We start from the raw sequence: 15,955 nt of genomic DNA, 5'->3' as shown, positions 1-15,955 counted from the left end.
CTATTCTTCCTTCAAGGGCCGCGCCAACAGGATTGCCATGGCGCTGGAGACATTTTGCCTGTTCTCGATCAGCGCCGCAACCACGGCTGTGATCGGCAGGTCCAGCCCGGAGTCCTGCGCAAGAGCGTGGACCGCGCGCGCGGTTGCCGCCCCTTCCACCGTGATGGTCTGGTCAAACGGACGCCCCTCGCCGATGGATTGTCCCAGCCGGTAATTGCGGGACTGGGCGGAGGTGCAGGTCAGGACCAGATCGCCAAAGCCGGAGAGGCCGGCAAGCGTATCGGGTTGCGCATCGAGATGCCGCGCCAGACGCTTCATCTCGGCAAAGCCACGGGTCAGCAGCGCGGCGCGGGCGCTTTCGCCCAGACCGGCCCCCATGGCGGCACCACAGGCGATGGCGATCACATTCTTCAGCGCGCCGCCCAGTTCCGCACCGATGGTGTCGGTTGTACGGTAAAGCCGCAGATTATCGGTTGTCAGCGCCTTTTGCAGCGCCTTTGCCGTTGTATCGTCGGCGCAACCAAGGGTCAGCGCCGTTGGCAGGCCACGGGCAATGTCGCTGGCAAAGCTGGGCCCGGTCAGGATTGCCGCTGTCGCCTGGGGCACTTCCTGAGCGATGATGGAAACCGGGCCAAGGCCAGTGCCGATCTCCATCCCCTTGCAGCAGGCCACCAATTGTTTGCCCGTCAAAAGTGCTGCATGTTCACGCAGCATGTCGCGCAGTTTCTGCATCGGTACGGCAATCAGCAGGATCGGGGCCTGCGCCGCCTCCTGCAGGTCGCCGGTGACCTTCAGGGACGGGGGAAAGCGGCAATCCGGCAGGCGGGCCGCATTCTGCCGGGATATCTGCATATCGCCCGCATCGCGCGCCCAGAGGGTCACGGGGCCCTTGTTGGCAAGTGAAATCGCCAGGGCGGTTCCAAATGCACCCGCGCCCAGAACCGAGATGCTCATGCCTTGGCTCCTTTTTTGCCGCTGCCCAACATGGGTGCCTGAACCCGGTCCAATGGCCAGCGGGGCCGCGCGGACAGGGTCATGTCGTCGGGCGCGCGTGTCCCCGCCTGTTCGGCAGCCGCAAATGCGATCATCGCCGCGTTGTCGGTGCACAGCGCTAGCGGCGGTGCCACGAAAGTGGCGTTGAAGCGGTTCGAAACAGTCTCTAACGCGGCGCGTATTGCCTGATTTGCCGCCACGCCCCCGGCAACGCAAAAGCTGCGTTCGCCATCGGCGGTATAGGCTTCCAGCGCACGGCGGCTTTTTTCGGACAGGACATCAACCACGGCTGCCTGAAAGCCCGCCGCCAGATCGGCCTGATCCTGCCGGGTCAGGCCGGACTGCTGCGCCAGCAGGCTGTCGCGCGTCCGAAGCACCGCCGTCTTGAGGCCCGAAAAAGACATGTCGCACCCGGGCCGGTCCAGCAGCGGGCGGGGAAAGGCAAAGCGGTTCCTGTCACCTGAGCGCGCGGTTTCCTCTATCGCGGGGCCGCCGGGCTGCGGCAGGCCGATCAGGCGGGCGATCTTGTCGAATGCTTCGCCGGGCGCGTCGTCGATTGTTCCGCCAAGGCGGTTGAAATGATCCGGGCCGGAGACCAGCAGGAACTGGCAATGCCCGCCCGAGACCAGCAGCATGAGATAGGGATAGGCGACGCCGTCTGTCAGCCGGGGGGTCAGCGCATGGCCCGCCAGATGGTTCACCCCGTAAAGCGGCTTGCCCGTCGCGGCGGCCAGCCCCTTTGCGCACATCACGCCGGAGACCACCCCCCCGATGAGCCCCGGACCTGCCGTGACGGCAATGCCATCGATCTGCGAAAGCGTCATATTCGCCTTTATCAGAGCCTGTTCCACGCAGATATCCAGCTTTTCGGCATGGGCACGCGCCGCGATTTCCGGGACAACACCGCCATAGGCGGCATGAAGCTCTGCCTGGCCCAGAACGACGGAAGACAGGACCTGCGCCCCGTCCTCGCCAATCCGCACGATTGCGGCGGCGGTGTCGTCGCAACTGCTTTCCAGTCCGAGGATCGTCTGTGATGGCTGCATGGGCTTTCCGTTGCAGGGCTGTTTCAGGGCAGGTAACACTGGTTCATTCCTCAAACAATGGCCGGACAAGATCATGACCAAGCCGATCCTGTTGCTGACCCGACCAAAGGAAAGCTCTTTTTGTTTTTTTGACAGCCTGAGGCCGGAGATTGCCGCAAAGGCCCGGCTGATCGTATCGCCCTTGCTTGAGATCGCGGGCACCGGGGTGCAGCCGGATCTGTCCGGGGTCCGGGGCGTGATTTTCACCTCTGCCAATGCTGTCGGATTTGCGCCTTTGGGGCAGGGCAGGGCGGCTTTCTGCGTTGGTGAGAGGACACAGGCCGCCGCAGAGAGGCGGGGTTGGAAAGTCAGACAGGTCAGCGCAACTGCCGGGGATTTGCTGGCTGACCTGGATATGGCGCTGATCGAAGGGCCAGTGATGCATCTTGCCGGTCGGCATCTGCGGATGGATATCGTTTCGGCATTGCGCAGCCGTGGTGTCATGGCAACTTGCGCGACGGTCTATGATCAGAAGCTGCTGCCATTGAGCGATGAGGCGCAATCCGCGATGGCCGGAACCGCACCTGTGATCGCTCCCTTGTTTTCTCCGCGCAGCGCATCACATTTTGTCGAACAGGCCGGTGATCTGGCGCGGGTCCATGCGGTTGTGATCAGTCCGGCCGTGGCTGCGGTGTTGCCTGAGGGCGCTTGTGCTTCAATCCAGGTCGCGCAGCAGCCAACTGGCCTGGAAATGCGGCGTAGTGTGGAAAAGCTGTTGGCTGATTGCCGCTTGGCTTGAAGCTGGTCGCGGTTGCCGGATAAGGTTGGCAGGTCTAGCTGGTCGGTATGATCAGAATCGGAAAGGTGGGGCAGAGTGGCGAGCGGTAAAAAGACAGGCACGACAAAAGGTCCGGCGGCGGAAACCTCCAAAGATGAGGCTGCCAAGCCCGCCACAGCCAGAAAGACCGCGCCGAAGACTTCTGCAAAGAAGCCCGTGATCGCCGAGACCGCTGGCACCACTGACAAGACAGCCGATACGCCGACATCCAGCGCCAGCGCGGCGGCAAAGAAGAGTGCCGCAGCGAAACCGGCCGCAAAGGACGAGACTCCGGTGGATAAGAGCGCGGTAAAGGCTGCGGAAAGCAGCCCTGCGGTGACGGCGCAAGATACCGCTGAGGACAAACCATCGGCACCGGGTAACGATTCAAAGACCTCAGAGACTGGCAAGGCCGCAGCGGCCAAGGACAACAGGTCGGCGTTCCAGCCGACCCGCGATGTGATTTCGACAACAACCGGTGCCGGATCGACACCACCGCCGCCGTCGCCTGTGACAGCGGAAAAGAAGTCCGGCAGCATTTTCCTGCCGCTTGTGCTGGGTGGTGTGGTTGCGGCGGCCCTGGGGTTTGCCGCGTCAGAGGCGAACCTTCTTGGATTGCGCAGCCAGGGTGGCGATCTGCGCAGCGCGCTTGAAAAGCAGTCAGCCGAGATTGCGGCCCTGAAAGATGCAGCGCCGCCCCAGGTGGACCTGAGCGGTCTGGAACAAGAAATCGCGGGATTGTCGGAAAATGTGCAATCCTTCGAGAGCCGGATTGCGGCGCTTGAGGCGCGCCCGGTTGCGTCATCCGGCGATGGCGGCGGTGGTGATACATCTGCCTATTCCGCCGAGCTGGCGCAGATGCAGGCCGCCCTGGAAAAACAGCGATCCGAGATCGAGGGATTGCTCAAGAATGCGCAGAGCATCGAGGAGGCGACAGCCGCATCCGCGCGCGCCGCTGCTGTTCAGGCAGGCGTGAGCAAACTGACGGCTGCGATCAGCACGGGATCAGCCTATGACGGGGCTCTGGACGCGCTCAAGGAGGCGGGCGTGAATGACTTGCCGCAAGCGCTGGTCGATGGTGCGGCTGACGGGGTTGTTACGCTGAACAATCTGCAAAGCCGGTTCCCCGATGCGGCCCGCAGCGCATTGGCTGCAGCACGGGCAGGCGGGTTTGATGCCCAGGACACCGGCGGTGTGACCGGCTTCCTGCGGCGGCAGCTTGGCGCGCGGTCGGTTGAACCGCGTGAAGGGTCCGACCCCGATGCGGTTCTGTCCCGTGCAGAAGCTGCGGTGCGGGATGGCCGCCTGTCCGTCGCGCTGGAAGAAATTGGCACCCTGCCCGAGGAGGCACAGTCTGCCATGTCTGACTGGATTTCCGACGCGCGCCGCCGCGCCGCAGTCGAGGCTGCGGTCAATGACCTGTCACAAAGCCTGTCGGCAAACTGAGGAGACCCCGATTATGCTGTGGTCATTGATTAAGATCGTCTTGTTCGTTGCCGTCGTGGGGGCCCTGGCCTGGGGCGCCGGGTTTCTGTTGGAAAGCCAGGGTGGCGTACAGCTGACCTTGCTGGGAACGGAATACAGTTTCGGACCGCTGCAATCCGTCATCGCGGTGATCGTCCTGCTGCTTGCGGTCTGGGTGCTGCTCAAGATCCTGGCCCTGCTGCTGGCTGTCTGGCACTTCCTCAACGGGGATGAGACTGCGCTGACCCGCTATTTCGACCGGAATCGCGAACGCAAGGGGTTCGAGGCGCTTTCCGAAGGGTTGATGGCGCTGGCCAGTGGTGAAGGCAAGGTGGCGATGTCGAAAGCCGCGAAGGCCGACAAATACCTGAACCGCCCGGCGCTGACCAATCTTCTGACCGCGCAGGCAGCGGAACTGGCAGGCGACCGCCGCAAGGCCGAGGAAACCTATCGCAAGCTGGTGGCCGATGAGGCAACCCGGTTTGTCGGGGTGCGCGGGATCATGAAGCAGAAGCTGGCAGAGGGTGACACGGAAACGGCCCTTCAACTGGCCGAAAAGGCATTTGCACTGAAACCGAAACATGAGGAAACCGGTGATGTGCTCTTGCGGCTTCAGGCAGAGAAGGAAGACTGGGCCGGCGCCCGCAAGACGCTGAGCATGAAGCTGAAGAACGGCCAGCTGCCCCGTGACGTGCACAAGCGCCGCGATGCCGTGCTGGCGTTGTCAGAGGCGCGGGAGGTCTTTGCAGAAGGCAACGACATCGAGGCGCGCGAAGAGGCGATCGAGGCCAACCGCCTGTCGCCCGACCTGATCCCGGCGGCTGTCATGGCGGCGCAGGGGTATATTGCGCAGAACAAGCCGCGCTATGCCGCGCGGGTTCTGGCAAAGGCCTGGAGCGTTCATCCGCACCCCGATCTTGCCGCGGCGTTTGCCGCCATTGAACCGGATGAAAAACCGGCGGCGCGCATCAAGAGGTTCGCCGCGCTCACCAAGTCTCAGCCGGGGCATCCGGAGACCAGGATGCTGCAATCGGAACTGCACATCGCGAACGAAGATTTTCCCGCCGCCCGCCGCGCGCTGGGCAAGCTTGCCGAAGAAGACCCGACTGCACGTTCGGTCACGCTGATGGCGGCGATAGAACGGGGTGAGGGGGCTTCGGACACCATTGTCAAAGGATGGCTGGCACGCGCGCTTACGGTGTCGCGGGGGCCGCAGTGGATCTGCGACAATTGCCAGCACATCCATGCCAGCTGGAAACCCATCTGCGAGAACTGCAAGAGCTTTGACACGCTGGCCTGGAAGACACCCCCCATGTCCGAGGTTGCGATGCCGGGCGGTGTCCAGATGTTGCCGCTGATTGTCGGCACTGCTGACGATCAGGCAGGCGCCGATGGCGCAGGCAAGATCGCGACACGCAGTGACATCGAGGATGTTGACCTGATTGTCGAAGGCGACGAACCGCGCGCGGAAGAGGACAAGCAGGCGTCGTCCTGAAACGGGCCTCGCCGGACGCTGTCACAAGTGACGCCGCGCCGATGCGCGGGGCGCTGCGTTGATATCAGCCTGACACCACAATTCTGACTCCTGATAGTTTAAGTGACATCGGACGTTCAATTAAAAGTAGAACTTCTTTCCGGTATTTCGTGAAATTGAGGGCAATTTTTCCTAGAAATCCTCGAAGCGAAACAATACCAATGAGTTATGCATAATGTGAGGATAAGAATTCATGCTGAATATACAGTTTTTCCAATCGATAGACGATCTCTTCGAACTGGCTTTTTACGATCCGATTGACGACGAATTTGATGTTGACCTGCAAAACTGGTCTTCAACAGAAATCAACGTGGTGAACCCGATTACCGGGTGGACAACCTCGATCACCGGCAGCGGTTTCTCCAATCCTGAAGTGACGCTGACCGGCGTCCTCAACACCCTTGAAATCCGTGATCAGAACGGTGACCTGGTCGCGTCCTTCAGCAATGCCAACTGGACTCTTGCGGCGTTCATCAACGCCATGGAAGAACTGCTGATCAATGACAACGAGGGGCCGTTCAACAACCTGCTGAACCTTCAGCCGATCAACGTGGACGCCAGTGCATCCACCGGTGCAATCGAGGGTTACCTCGACGGCGTGACCGTGCCGGTAACGGCAACAGGATCCGATTTCAACGATACGCTTGTCGGCGGTGACGGCAACGACACCCTGCTGGGCGGCGACGGATCTGACGAGATCCGCGGCGGAAACGGCAATGATTCCATCAACCCCGGCGACAACACCGATTTCGATTATATCCTTACCGGAGCAGGCAACGACACTGTCAACCTGGGCGATATCCAGGTCGGGTTTGTTGAGATCGACCACCGTGATCTGAATGCGGGGATCACTGCAACCATCAATGGCAACACCAATACCGGGACGATCAACAAGGGCGCGAACGGCACGACAACCATTCTGGATGTTGCGGGCGCGATGTTCTCCGACGGTTTCCTGCTGACCGGGTCGAACCATGACGACACGTTCAACGTGACCGTGGCAAATGGCGGGTGGATGTCGCTGCGCGGTCTCGACGGCGTGGACAACTACGTGATCAACCCGAGTTCCGGCAATGTGCGCATCGATTTCCGCTCCAACTCCGTGCAAAATGGCGTGAATGTGAACCTGGCCACCGGTGTCATTGCCAACGATGGCTTTGGCAACACGGAAACGATTTCCGGGAACGGTTCTGTGTGGGAAATCCGCGGCACCCATCTCAATGACACCATGACCGGCAGCAACGGCGACGAAAGCTTTATCGGGCTTGCCGGGAATGACAACATCAACGGGGCTGGCGGTTTCGACCGGCTGCGGTTCGACAGCGGTGCGAATGTCACCAGCCTGTTTGTCGACATGCAGAACGGGACGGCCAGCGGTTTCGCGAACGGGGTTGCCCTGAACACGACCTTCACCGGGATCGAACATATCCGCGGGACGCGCAATGGCGACAACATCATCGGTGCCGATGGCGGTGTCCGGATCGAAACCCGTCAGGGCAATGACACGCTGACCGGTGGCAATGGCAATGACACCCTCGAAGGCGGCACCGGCAACGATACGTTGAACGGGGTAGCCGGGAATGACGTCATTCGCGCCGGGATTGGCAACGATATGGCAGACGGTGGTGACGGTAACGATGCGCTGTTCGGTGATGGCGGCTTTGACACCATGCACGGTGGTGCGGGCGATGACACGGTCGATGGCGGTAACGGCGCCGATTCACTCTATGGCGGTGCGGGCAACGACCTGATCATCGGCTCCGACGGCTTTGACCAGCTGTTCGGTGAAGCGGGCAACGATACGCTTCAGGGCGGCAATACCAATGATTACCTCTTTGGCGGTGACGGGAATGACCTGCTGCTTGGCGGTCTGAACATCGGCACATCCACCGAGCTGCTGGACGGCGGCGCGGGCAACGACACGCTGCGGGGCGAAGGCGGGTTTGACCTGCTGCGCGGTGGCGATGGCGATGACGTGCTGGACGGCGGCAACCAGGCGGACAACCTGTACGGTGATGCCGGGAACGACACGCTGTTTGGCGGTGCCGGGTTTGACCGTCTGTTTGGCGGCACTGGGGACGATGTGCTGAACGGCGGCGATGGGCCTGATGGCCACTTTGGCCAGCAGGGCAACGACACCATCTATGGCGGCGACGGCAACGACCGGTTCTTCGGCGGCACCGGTAACGATCTGATCCTGGCCGGAAACGGCAACGACACGATCTATGCCGACAGTGGTTTTGATACGCTGAACGGCGGCGCGGGCAATGACCTTTTGTTCGGGTTCTTCAACGCGGATACCTTTGTCTTCGAGGCGGGTCACGGCAATGACACCATCGGTGATTTCGACGAGTTCAACGCCGGCGAACGGATCGATTTCAGCGGTCTTGGCACGATGAACAACCTCACCCAGGTGCTGAATGCCTCGACCCAGATCGGCAACAACGTGGTCATCAACACCGGTGGCGGCAACTCCATCCAGTTGAATGGCGTGCAGCTTGCCGACCTCGACGCGAGCGACTTCATCTTCTGAGGAAGCAGTCAGCCGGGAGCGTCCCAGAGGGTGCTCCCGGCGCTTTATCTACCTTTCCAGACCGGATCGCGCTTTTCCGCAAAGGCGCGGGCGCCTTCCATCTGATCTTCGGAGGCATAGAGCGCATCGACGGTCCTGAGCTGGCGCCGGGTGATCCGGTTCATCGCATCCTGAAACTTCGAATCCTCCGCGTCGCGAACGATTTCCTTGATCGCCGCATAGACCAGCGGCGGGCCGGACGCGAGCAGGCGGGCAAGTTCCCAGGCCCGGTCCATCAGTTGATCGGCTGGCAGGATTTCATTGACCAGCCCCCAGCCCTTCGCCTCCTGCGCATCGAACCAGCGGCCGGTCAGCAGCAGTTCCATGGCGATGTGATAAGGGATGCGTTTCGGCAATTTCACCGATGCCGCATCTGCAACCGTACCTGACCGTATCTCGGGCAGGGCAAAGGTGGCATGATCGGCGGCAAGGATCATGTCCGCGCTCAGGGCAAGCTCCAGCCCGCCGCCGCAGGCAATCCCGTTCACGGCCGCGATGACCGGTTTGTTCAGATCCCGCAGTTCCTGCAGCCCCCCGAAACCGCCGACCCCGTAATCGCCATCAACCGCGTCACCCTCGGAGGCTGCTTTCAAATCCCAGCCGGGGCAAAAGAACTTGTCTCCGCCCCCGGTGATGATGGCCACCCGCAGCGCCGGATCATCGCGGAATGCGGCAAAGACCTCGCCCATCTGGCAGGAGGTTTTCAGGTCGATGGCATTGGCCTTTGGCCGGTCGAGCGTGACCTTGAGGATGGCACCGTCGCGGTGGGTCTTGATCGGGGTCTCGGTCATGTTCAGTCCTTTTCAACGTCGCGCCGCAACAGGGCGTCTGCGGCGATTGCATCGTCCCTCGTACAGAGCAGAGGGTTTATCTCGACTTCCTGCAAGCCCTGGACATGCGCCAGGACAAAGTCCTGCACCGCCATGATGGCATCCAGTATGCGGTCCATCTGCGCGGGCGGCCTGCCCCTGTATCCCATCAGTATGGGTGCCATGCGCAGCCTGCCGATTGCTGTCAGGATAGCTTCCCTGCGGGTCGGCACCAGCAGCGAAACAGTATCATCCAGCAGTTCCGCCGATGTGCCACCGGCCCCCACAGTCAGGATGAACCCATGGGCCGGGTCATGCACAACCCCGATCAGCAGCTCGGCGATGCTGTTGGTGATCATTTCCTCGACCAGGTAGCTGTCAACCGGCATTGCCGCGGCGGCAGCGGCAACATCATCACCACAGGTCAGGTTCAGGCGCACCGCACCTGCCTCGGTCTTGTGGGCGATGCCCGCTCCTTTCAGCGCCACCGGAAATCCGATCTCCTCGGCTGCGCTTGCCGCTTGCGCGCTTCCCTCGCAACGCCGGGATACGGGACAGCGTAGCCCGTGGTCCGCGAGCAGATCTTTGGCGTCTCCCTCGGCCAGCAGCACGGGGGCCACGGCGGGGGCCGCCAGATGAACCGGATCGACGTCGCTTTCGACCGGGAGTGCGGCATGTGCGCAGGCCATCAGCGCCTCGTTCAGGCCGCAGAAAGGGGTAATCCCCTGCGCCATCAGCATCTCTGCGACGTGCTCGGGCATCAGTTCGGGCAGGGTGGCGACCATGCCGTATCTCGCACCTGTCTGTTGCGAAGCCGCAATGACGGCCTCGATCACGCAATCCCAATCGGAGGGGTCACATCGGTCGCTTCGGGGGAAATCGACGATCAGCAGCGTGATCGCAATACCGGGGTCGGCCATCCCCGCAAAGGCGGCGGTCATCGCGGGCACGTCCCGCCAGATGTAGGTGTGATAATCCAGCGGATTGGCCAGTGCGACACGCGGGCCAAGCACATCCCGCAGGGTGGTCTTTTGCCTTGCCCCGAGCGGCGGGAAGTCGAGCCCCGCAGCGGTGCCGGTATCGGCCGCCAGGCTGGCCTCTCCGCCGGAGCAGCTGATCGTGGCAATCCTGTTGCTTTCCAGCGGACCCGCCACATGCAGCAGTTTCAGGGTTTCCAGAAAGGTTGGCAAATCGGTCACCCGCGCAATGCCGAGCCTGCGCAGCAGAGCCGCTGCACCTGCATCCCGCCCGGCCAGAGACGCAGTATGCGAGATTGTCGCCTGCTGCGCCTGTGCCGATTGCCCCACCTTGATCGCGACGATGCGTTTGCCAAGGCTTTGCGCATAGCGGGCCAGCGCTTCGAACTTGCGCAGATCCCCGATGCCTTCGATATGCAGGCCCAGGGCCGTCACCCTGGGGTCCTGCAGTACCGCCATGCCGATGTCGGAAAGTCCGCATTGCGCCTGATTTCCGGCGGTAATCACATAGGCAAGGGGCAGGGCGCGGGCCTGCATCGTCAGGTTGATCGCGATATTGGAGCTTTGCGTGACAATCGCGACGCCCCGTTCCACCCGCTTGCCGCCATGCTGATCCGGCCAGAGCAGCGCGCCATCCAGAAAGTTGATGAACCCGTAGCAATTCGGCCCGAGAATTGGCATGTCGCCTGCCGCCTGCAAAAGGGCGGCCTGATGATCCACGCCTTGCGCGTCTTCTGCCTGAGCCTCAAGAAAGCCTGAGGCAAAGCAGACCGCGCCGCCCGCACCGCCCCTGGCCAGTTGTCCGGCAATGTCGATGGTCGCGGCCCGGTTGACACCGATGAAGGCGGCATCCGGCGGGGCGGGCAGCGCATCGACGTCGGGAAAAACCTCCAGACCGGAAATGGTGCCGGCGCTGGGGTGCACCGGCCATATCTTGCCTTCGAACCCCATCTTCTGGCATTGCGCGACAACCGCACGGCACCATGCGCCACCGCCGATGACTGCGATGGACCGGGGTTTCAGCAGCCTGGACAGCTCCCGTGTCATGCGCCCAATGGCCGCAACAGGTCGCGCGAAATGATGTGGCGCTGGATTTCCGATGTCCCGTCCCAGATCCGCTCCACCCGCGCGTCGCGCCAGAACCGCTCAATCGGGAAGTCGTCCATCAGGCCCATTCCCCCGAAGATCTGGAGGGTGGTGTCGGTCACCCGCGCGAGCGCCTCTGATGCGTAGAGTTTGGCAGAGGCGATTTCGCGGTTTGCCGGCAGGCCCTGGTCCAGCCGCCAAGCCGCAGCAAGGGTCAGCCAGTCGGCAGCGTCGATTTCAGTGATCATATCGGCGATCTGAAAGCTGACGCCCTGGAACTTGCCGATCTGCTGGCCGAATTGCCTGCGCTCGGCCGCATAGTGCAGGGCGTAGTCGAAACACCTGCGCGCGCGCCCGACGGAGAATGCCGCAACCGTCAGTCGCGTGGCATAAAGCCATTCATTCATCACCTCGAACCCGCCATCGACCTTGCCCAGCACCTGGGCGTCGGACAATCGGCAGTTGTCGAAGTAGAGGATGCAGTTCTTGTAGCCCTTGTGGCTGACGGAGTTGTATCCGTCGCGCACCTCGAACCCCTTGGTGCCCTGGTCCACGAGGAAGGTCGTTATCCGCTTCTTGGGGCCTTTTGGCGTTTCATCCACGCCGGTCGCGACGAAGACGATGAAGAAGTCGGCATGTTCCGCGCCGGAAATGAAGTGTTTGGAGCCATTCACAACCCAGTCACCGCCATCCCGCACGGCACTGCATTTCATGCCCCGCACATCGGAACCGGCGTCGGGCTCTGTCATTGCCAGCGCGTCCATCCGCTCGCCACGCACGGCGGGAAGCAGGTAGCGTTCGCGCTGATCATCGTTGCAAGCCATCAGGATGTTCTGGGGGCGACCAAAGAAATGGGTCAGCGCCATAGAGCCGCGTCCAAGTTCGCGCTCGACAAGGGTAAAGTCGGTATGGCTGAGCCCGGCACCGCCGACCTCTTCGGGGAAATTGCAGGCATAGAAACCGAGGTCGATCACCTTTTGCTTGATCTGTTCGCCAAGTTCGCGCGGGACCTGTCCGGTCCTTTCGACCTCTGCCTCGTGGGGGTAGATCTCTTTCTCCACAAAGCTCCGCACGGTGGAGACGATCATTTCCTGTTCTTCGGTCAGTCCAAAATTCATTCCCGTTCCCTCACGCGATCCATTCCGGGGTCAGGCTATCGCTCTTGCGCAGTCAGGATGTGCAGACTTATGGTCTGACTATGCAGAGTTTGAATAATTCAGGCAAAGCCACTACCCGCATCGGAATCCTGCTGTTTGACGGGTTTTCGAACCACTGCCTGGCCAACACGGTGGAGCCGTTGCGGGCTGCAAATCATCTGGGCCGACGGGTGCATTACCGGTGGGAATATCTGACGCTGTCGGGCGCCGCGGCAATCAGCTCAAGCGGATTGCAGATCGTGCCTGACGGGCCGCTGAAGGATGCTGCGGGTGATCTGCTGATGGTGATGCCGTCATATGGGGTCAGGTCGTATCTGACCGACCCGGTGTTGCGCGGGCTGCGGTCCGCATCGGCGCGTTTCGCGAATCTGGCGGGTCTCGACATGGGCAGTTGGCTGCTGGCGGCGGCGGGGTTGCTGAATGGTCGGATTGCCACGATCCATTGGGAGGAACTGACCGCCTTTGCCGAAGCCTTTCCCGATCTGACCGTGGCGCGGGAACGCTTCATCCTGGACGGCAACCGGATCACCTGCTCCGGGGCGATGGCGAGCTTTGACCTGGTGCTGCATCTGATCGTGCAGGCGCAGGGACCCGCGCTGGCACTGGAGGTCGAACAGCTTTTCATGGCGCCGGGCGCGACGCCGTCTGTCCCTTCGGTGACAGCCAGAACGCGGCTGTCCCGCCGCGCGGTGGCGGTGATGCAGGACCACATCGAAACCCCCTTGCCCTTGCCGCAGGTGGCCGAAGCCAGCCGATGTTCGCAGCGTGCGCTGGAACTGGCGATCCGCAAGGATTTCGATATGACCCCGCAGCAGCTCTACAAGGTGCTGCGTCTGAACATGGCGCGGCGGCTGGCGGAAACGACGTCACTGCCACTGGCCGAGGTCGCACTGAGATCGGGCTACCGAAACGCCAGCGCGATGACACGGGCCTTTCGCGAAAGGTTCGATATGACACCGGGTCAATGCCGCAACCATGTTGATGATCAATTGCCAGACAGAGACAAATCGGATAGGACTTAATGCGCCTGATTATATGAATTAATTTACTGTTTCGGGGGAAATTCAATGTCTATCACCGTCACCAGTTCCGGGATGAGCCCGGATCACGATCCGACTGCGTTCTTCTGCGGATGCGATTCCTGCATGGCTGAAAAAGAAGAAAGCGGGGCCCTGCCGGATGATGCAGCGCCAGAGATTGGTCCCGACATCGGTGAAACGCCAGGAACCGCCGGTACGATCAACGTTGGGCAGACCATCGTCAACACGATCGACGTAGCGAATGACAATGACTGGTTCCGCATCACGTTGACCGCCGGGCAAAGCATTCAGATCACGTTGAACGGGTCGTCCGTTGGCGGCGGCACCCTGTCCGATCCTTTGGTGCGGCTATACGATGCATCCGGCAGTATTATTGACAGCGATGACGATGGTGGTCCGGGTCTGAACTCCCTGTTGAACTTCTATTCCGAGAACGGCGGCGTTTTTTATATTTCTGCTGAAGCTTACGGGTCCAATACGGGCACATATACACTTTCGGTTCAGGAAGTAACGTTCAACCCCAATGATTCCTGGGAGGACTCGCCAGACTTCGCCAGCCCGCTGCTCGACTCGATTTCCTGGGATACACGGTTCGATCACAACGTGATCACAGTCTATTTCGGCGAGGCTGGCTATACTGCAGATGGCGTTACCTCCGAGGGTTTCAATGCCTATGAGCGGCAGCAATTCATGCGCGCTTTCGACGCAATCGAAGCCGTCACGAACCTGACCTTCAACATCGTGAACTCCGGTGACGGGGCCGATTGGGAACTGATCCTGGATACCAATGAACTGGATGGCGTCTATGGCCGTTTCAACCCGCCGGGCTATGGCGGTGACGGGAACGATGGTGTCGGCCAGTTTGCCGGCAACCTCTGGGATCGCTTTGCCGGTGGCGACCTGACCGAAGGCGGGTTCGGGTATTTCACCATCATGCACGAGTTGCTGCACGGCCTCGGGCTGGCGCACCCCCATGATACGGGCGGCGATTCGTCCGTCATGCCGGGTGTGGGATCTTCGCGAGATGATTTCGGGGACTTCAACATCAACCAGGGTGTGTTCACCATGATGTCCTATAACCCGGGGTATCACACCGGCACGCCGGGGTCGGCCCCCGCCGATGGGACCGGTGACGGCACCGGTGTTCCCTATGGCTACGCCGCCGGACCGATGGCGCTTGATATTGCCGTGCTTCAGGGTCTCTATGGGGCCAATAATTCACATAACAGCGGCAATACCACCTATGTCCTGCCGACCGGCACAGGCGCGGGTGTGTTCTGGTCGACGATCTGGGATTCCGGTGGCAACGACACCATTCGCCACAATGGTGCCGGGGCGGCCGTGATTGATCTGCGGGCCGCGACCCTGGCGGTCGAAATGGGAGGCGGTGGTTTTGTTTCCGCCGTAAACGGCACCCGTGGCGGGTTCACCATTGCGGCGGGTACGGTCATCGAGAACGCGGTTGGCGGAAATGCCGGCGATCTGATTTTCGGCAACCAGGCCAACAACCAGCTTTCCGGCTTCGGTGGCTTTGACACCATGCACGGCGGCGCGGGCAATGACACGATTGATGGCGGTAACGGCGCCGATTCACTCTATGGTGGCGCGGGCAACGACCTGATCATCGGTTCCGACGGCTTTGACCAGCTGTTCGGTGAAGCGGGCAACGACACGCTGCAGGGCGGCAATACCAATGATTATCTCTTTGGCGGTGACGGGAATGACCTGCTGCTTGGCGGTCTGAACATCGGCACATCCACCGAACTGCTGGACGGCGGTGCGGGCAACGATACGCTGCGGGGCGAGGGCGGGTTTGACCTGCTGCGCGGTGGCGATGGCGATGACGTGCTGGACGGCGGCAATCAGGCGGACAACCTGTACGGTGATGCCGGGAACGACACGCTGTTTGGCGGTGCCGGGTTTGACCGTCTGTTTGGCGGCACTGGGGACGATGTGCTGAACGGCGGCGATGGGCCTGATGGCCACTTTGGCCAGCAGGGCAACGACACCATCTATGGCGGCGACGGCAACGACCGGTTCTTCGGCGGCACCGGTAACGATCTGATCCTGGCCGGAAACGGCAACGACACGATCTATGCCGACAGTGGTTTTGATACGCTGAACGGCGGCGCGGGCAATGACCTTTTGTTCGGGTTCTTCAACGCGGATACCTTTGTCTTCGAGGCGGGTCACGGCAATGACACCATCGGTGATTTCGACGAGTTCAACGCCGGCGAACGGATCGATTTCAGCGGTCTTGGCACGATGAACAACCTCACCCAGGTGCTGAATGCCTCGACCCAGATCGGCAACAACGTGGTCATCAACACCGGTGGCGGCAACTCCATCCAGTTGAATGGCGTGCAGCTTGCCGACCTCGACGCGAGCGACTTCATCTTCTGAGGAACGCGTAACTTTGCCGACAGGAATTTGTCCGCGGCTTCACCTTTTTGAAATTCCCCCCTATGACAGGGGGGAATT

Annotated in this window: 11 protein-coding genes; 6 read left to right on the top strand and 5 right to left on the bottom strand. The window is 61.5% G+C overall.

The features are described from left to right. Both O4H53_RS09100 and tsaD read right to left on the bottom strand, forming a co-directional pair. A complete protein-coding gene (locus tag O4H53_RS09100; RefSeq protein ID WP_269363133.1) occupies nt 1-954 on the bottom strand; it encodes an NAD(P)H-dependent glycerol-3-phosphate dehydrogenase in 954 nt (317 codons plus the stop codon). Beyond that, nucleotides 951-2,039, bottom strand: coding sequence for a tRNA (adenosine(37)-N6)-threonylcarbamoyltransferase complex transferase subunit TsaD (tsaD, locus tag O4H53_RS09095; protein ID WP_269363131.1), 1,089 nt, complete (start codon nt 2,037-2,039; stop codon nt 951-953). Before tsaD ends, O4H53_RS09100 begins: the two co-directional genes overlap by 4 nt. On the opposite strand from tsaD, the gene O4H53_RS09090 reads away from it, so the two are divergent. From O4H53_RS09090 to O4H53_RS09075, 4 genes are all read left to right on the top strand, one after another. Next, a complete protein-coding gene (locus O4H53_RS09090) occupies nt 2,038-2,817 on the top strand; it encodes a uroporphyrinogen-III synthase (RefSeq protein ID WP_331284230.1) in 780 nt (259 codons plus the stop codon). The genes tsaD and O4H53_RS09090 overlap by 2 nt on opposite strands. A gap of 75 nt (nt 2,818-2,892) precedes the next feature. Further along, nucleotides 2,893-4,281, top strand: coding sequence for a COG4223 family protein (locus O4H53_RS09085; protein WP_269363129.1), 1,389 nt, complete (start codon nt 2,893-2,895; stop codon nt 4,279-4,281). Between the two features lie 13 nt (nt 4,282-4,294). Next, on the top strand, nt 4,295-5,794 hold the full coding sequence (locus tag O4H53_RS09080) for a heme biosynthesis protein HemY (protein ID WP_269363128.1): 1,500 nt from the start codon (nt 4,295-4,297) through the stop codon (nt 5,792-5,794). A gap of 232 nt (nt 5,795-6,026) precedes the next feature. After that, on the top strand, nt 6,027-8,366 hold the full coding sequence (locus tag O4H53_RS09075; protein WP_269363126.1) for a calcium-binding protein: 2,340 nt from the start codon (nt 6,027-6,029) through the stop codon (nt 8,364-8,366). A gap of 44 nt (nt 8,367-8,410) precedes the next feature. On the opposite strand, the gene O4H53_RS09070 is transcribed toward O4H53_RS09075, so the two are convergent. From O4H53_RS09070 to O4H53_RS09060, 3 genes are read right to left on the bottom strand one after another with little or no spacing between them, the layout of a single operon-like run. Then, on the bottom strand, nt 8,411-9,196 hold the full coding sequence (locus O4H53_RS09070) for a carnitinyl-CoA dehydratase (RefSeq protein WP_269363125.1): 786 nt from the start codon (nt 9,194-9,196) through the stop codon (nt 8,411-8,413). 2 nt (nt 9,197-9,198) lie between these two features. Continuing rightward, nucleotides 9,199-11,238 (bottom strand): acetate--CoA ligase family protein, encoded by a 2,040-nt coding sequence (locus O4H53_RS09065; protein WP_269363124.1) that lies wholly within the window; start codon nt 11,236-11,238, stop codon nt 9,199-9,201. Further along, nucleotides 11,235-12,395 carry an acyl-CoA dehydrogenase family protein gene (locus O4H53_RS09060; protein WP_269363122.1) on the bottom strand — a complete coding sequence of 387 codons (1,161 nt, stop codon included), beginning with the start codon at nt 12,393-12,395 and terminating at the stop codon, nt 11,235-11,237. The genes O4H53_RS09065 and O4H53_RS09060 overlap by 4 nt, the downstream gene beginning before the upstream one ends. Nucleotides 12,396-12,475: 80 nt before the next feature. Between O4H53_RS09060 and O4H53_RS09055 the strand changes: the two genes are divergently transcribed. Both O4H53_RS09055 and O4H53_RS09050 read left to right on the top strand, forming a co-directional pair. Next, nucleotides 12,476-13,456, top strand: coding sequence for a GlxA family transcriptional regulator (locus tag O4H53_RS09055; protein WP_269363121.1), 981 nt, complete (start codon nt 12,476-12,478; stop codon nt 13,454-13,456). 45 nt (nt 13,457-13,501) lie between these two features. Beyond that, on the top strand, nt 13,502-15,877 hold the full coding sequence (locus O4H53_RS09050) for a pre-peptidase C-terminal domain-containing protein (protein ID WP_269363120.1): 2,376 nt from the start codon (nt 13,502-13,504) through the stop codon (nt 15,875-15,877). Nucleotides 15,878-15,955: the final 78 nt, after the last annotated feature.

Source organism: Sulfitobacter sp. G21635-S1, from assembly GCF_027213915.1.
Taxonomy (GTDB): Bacteria; Pseudomonadota; Alphaproteobacteria; order Rhodobacterales; family Rhodobacteraceae; genus Sulfitobacter.
The sequence above is the reverse complement of the archived record's forward strand: the minus strand, read 5'-3'. Positions and strand labels throughout refer to the sequence as shown.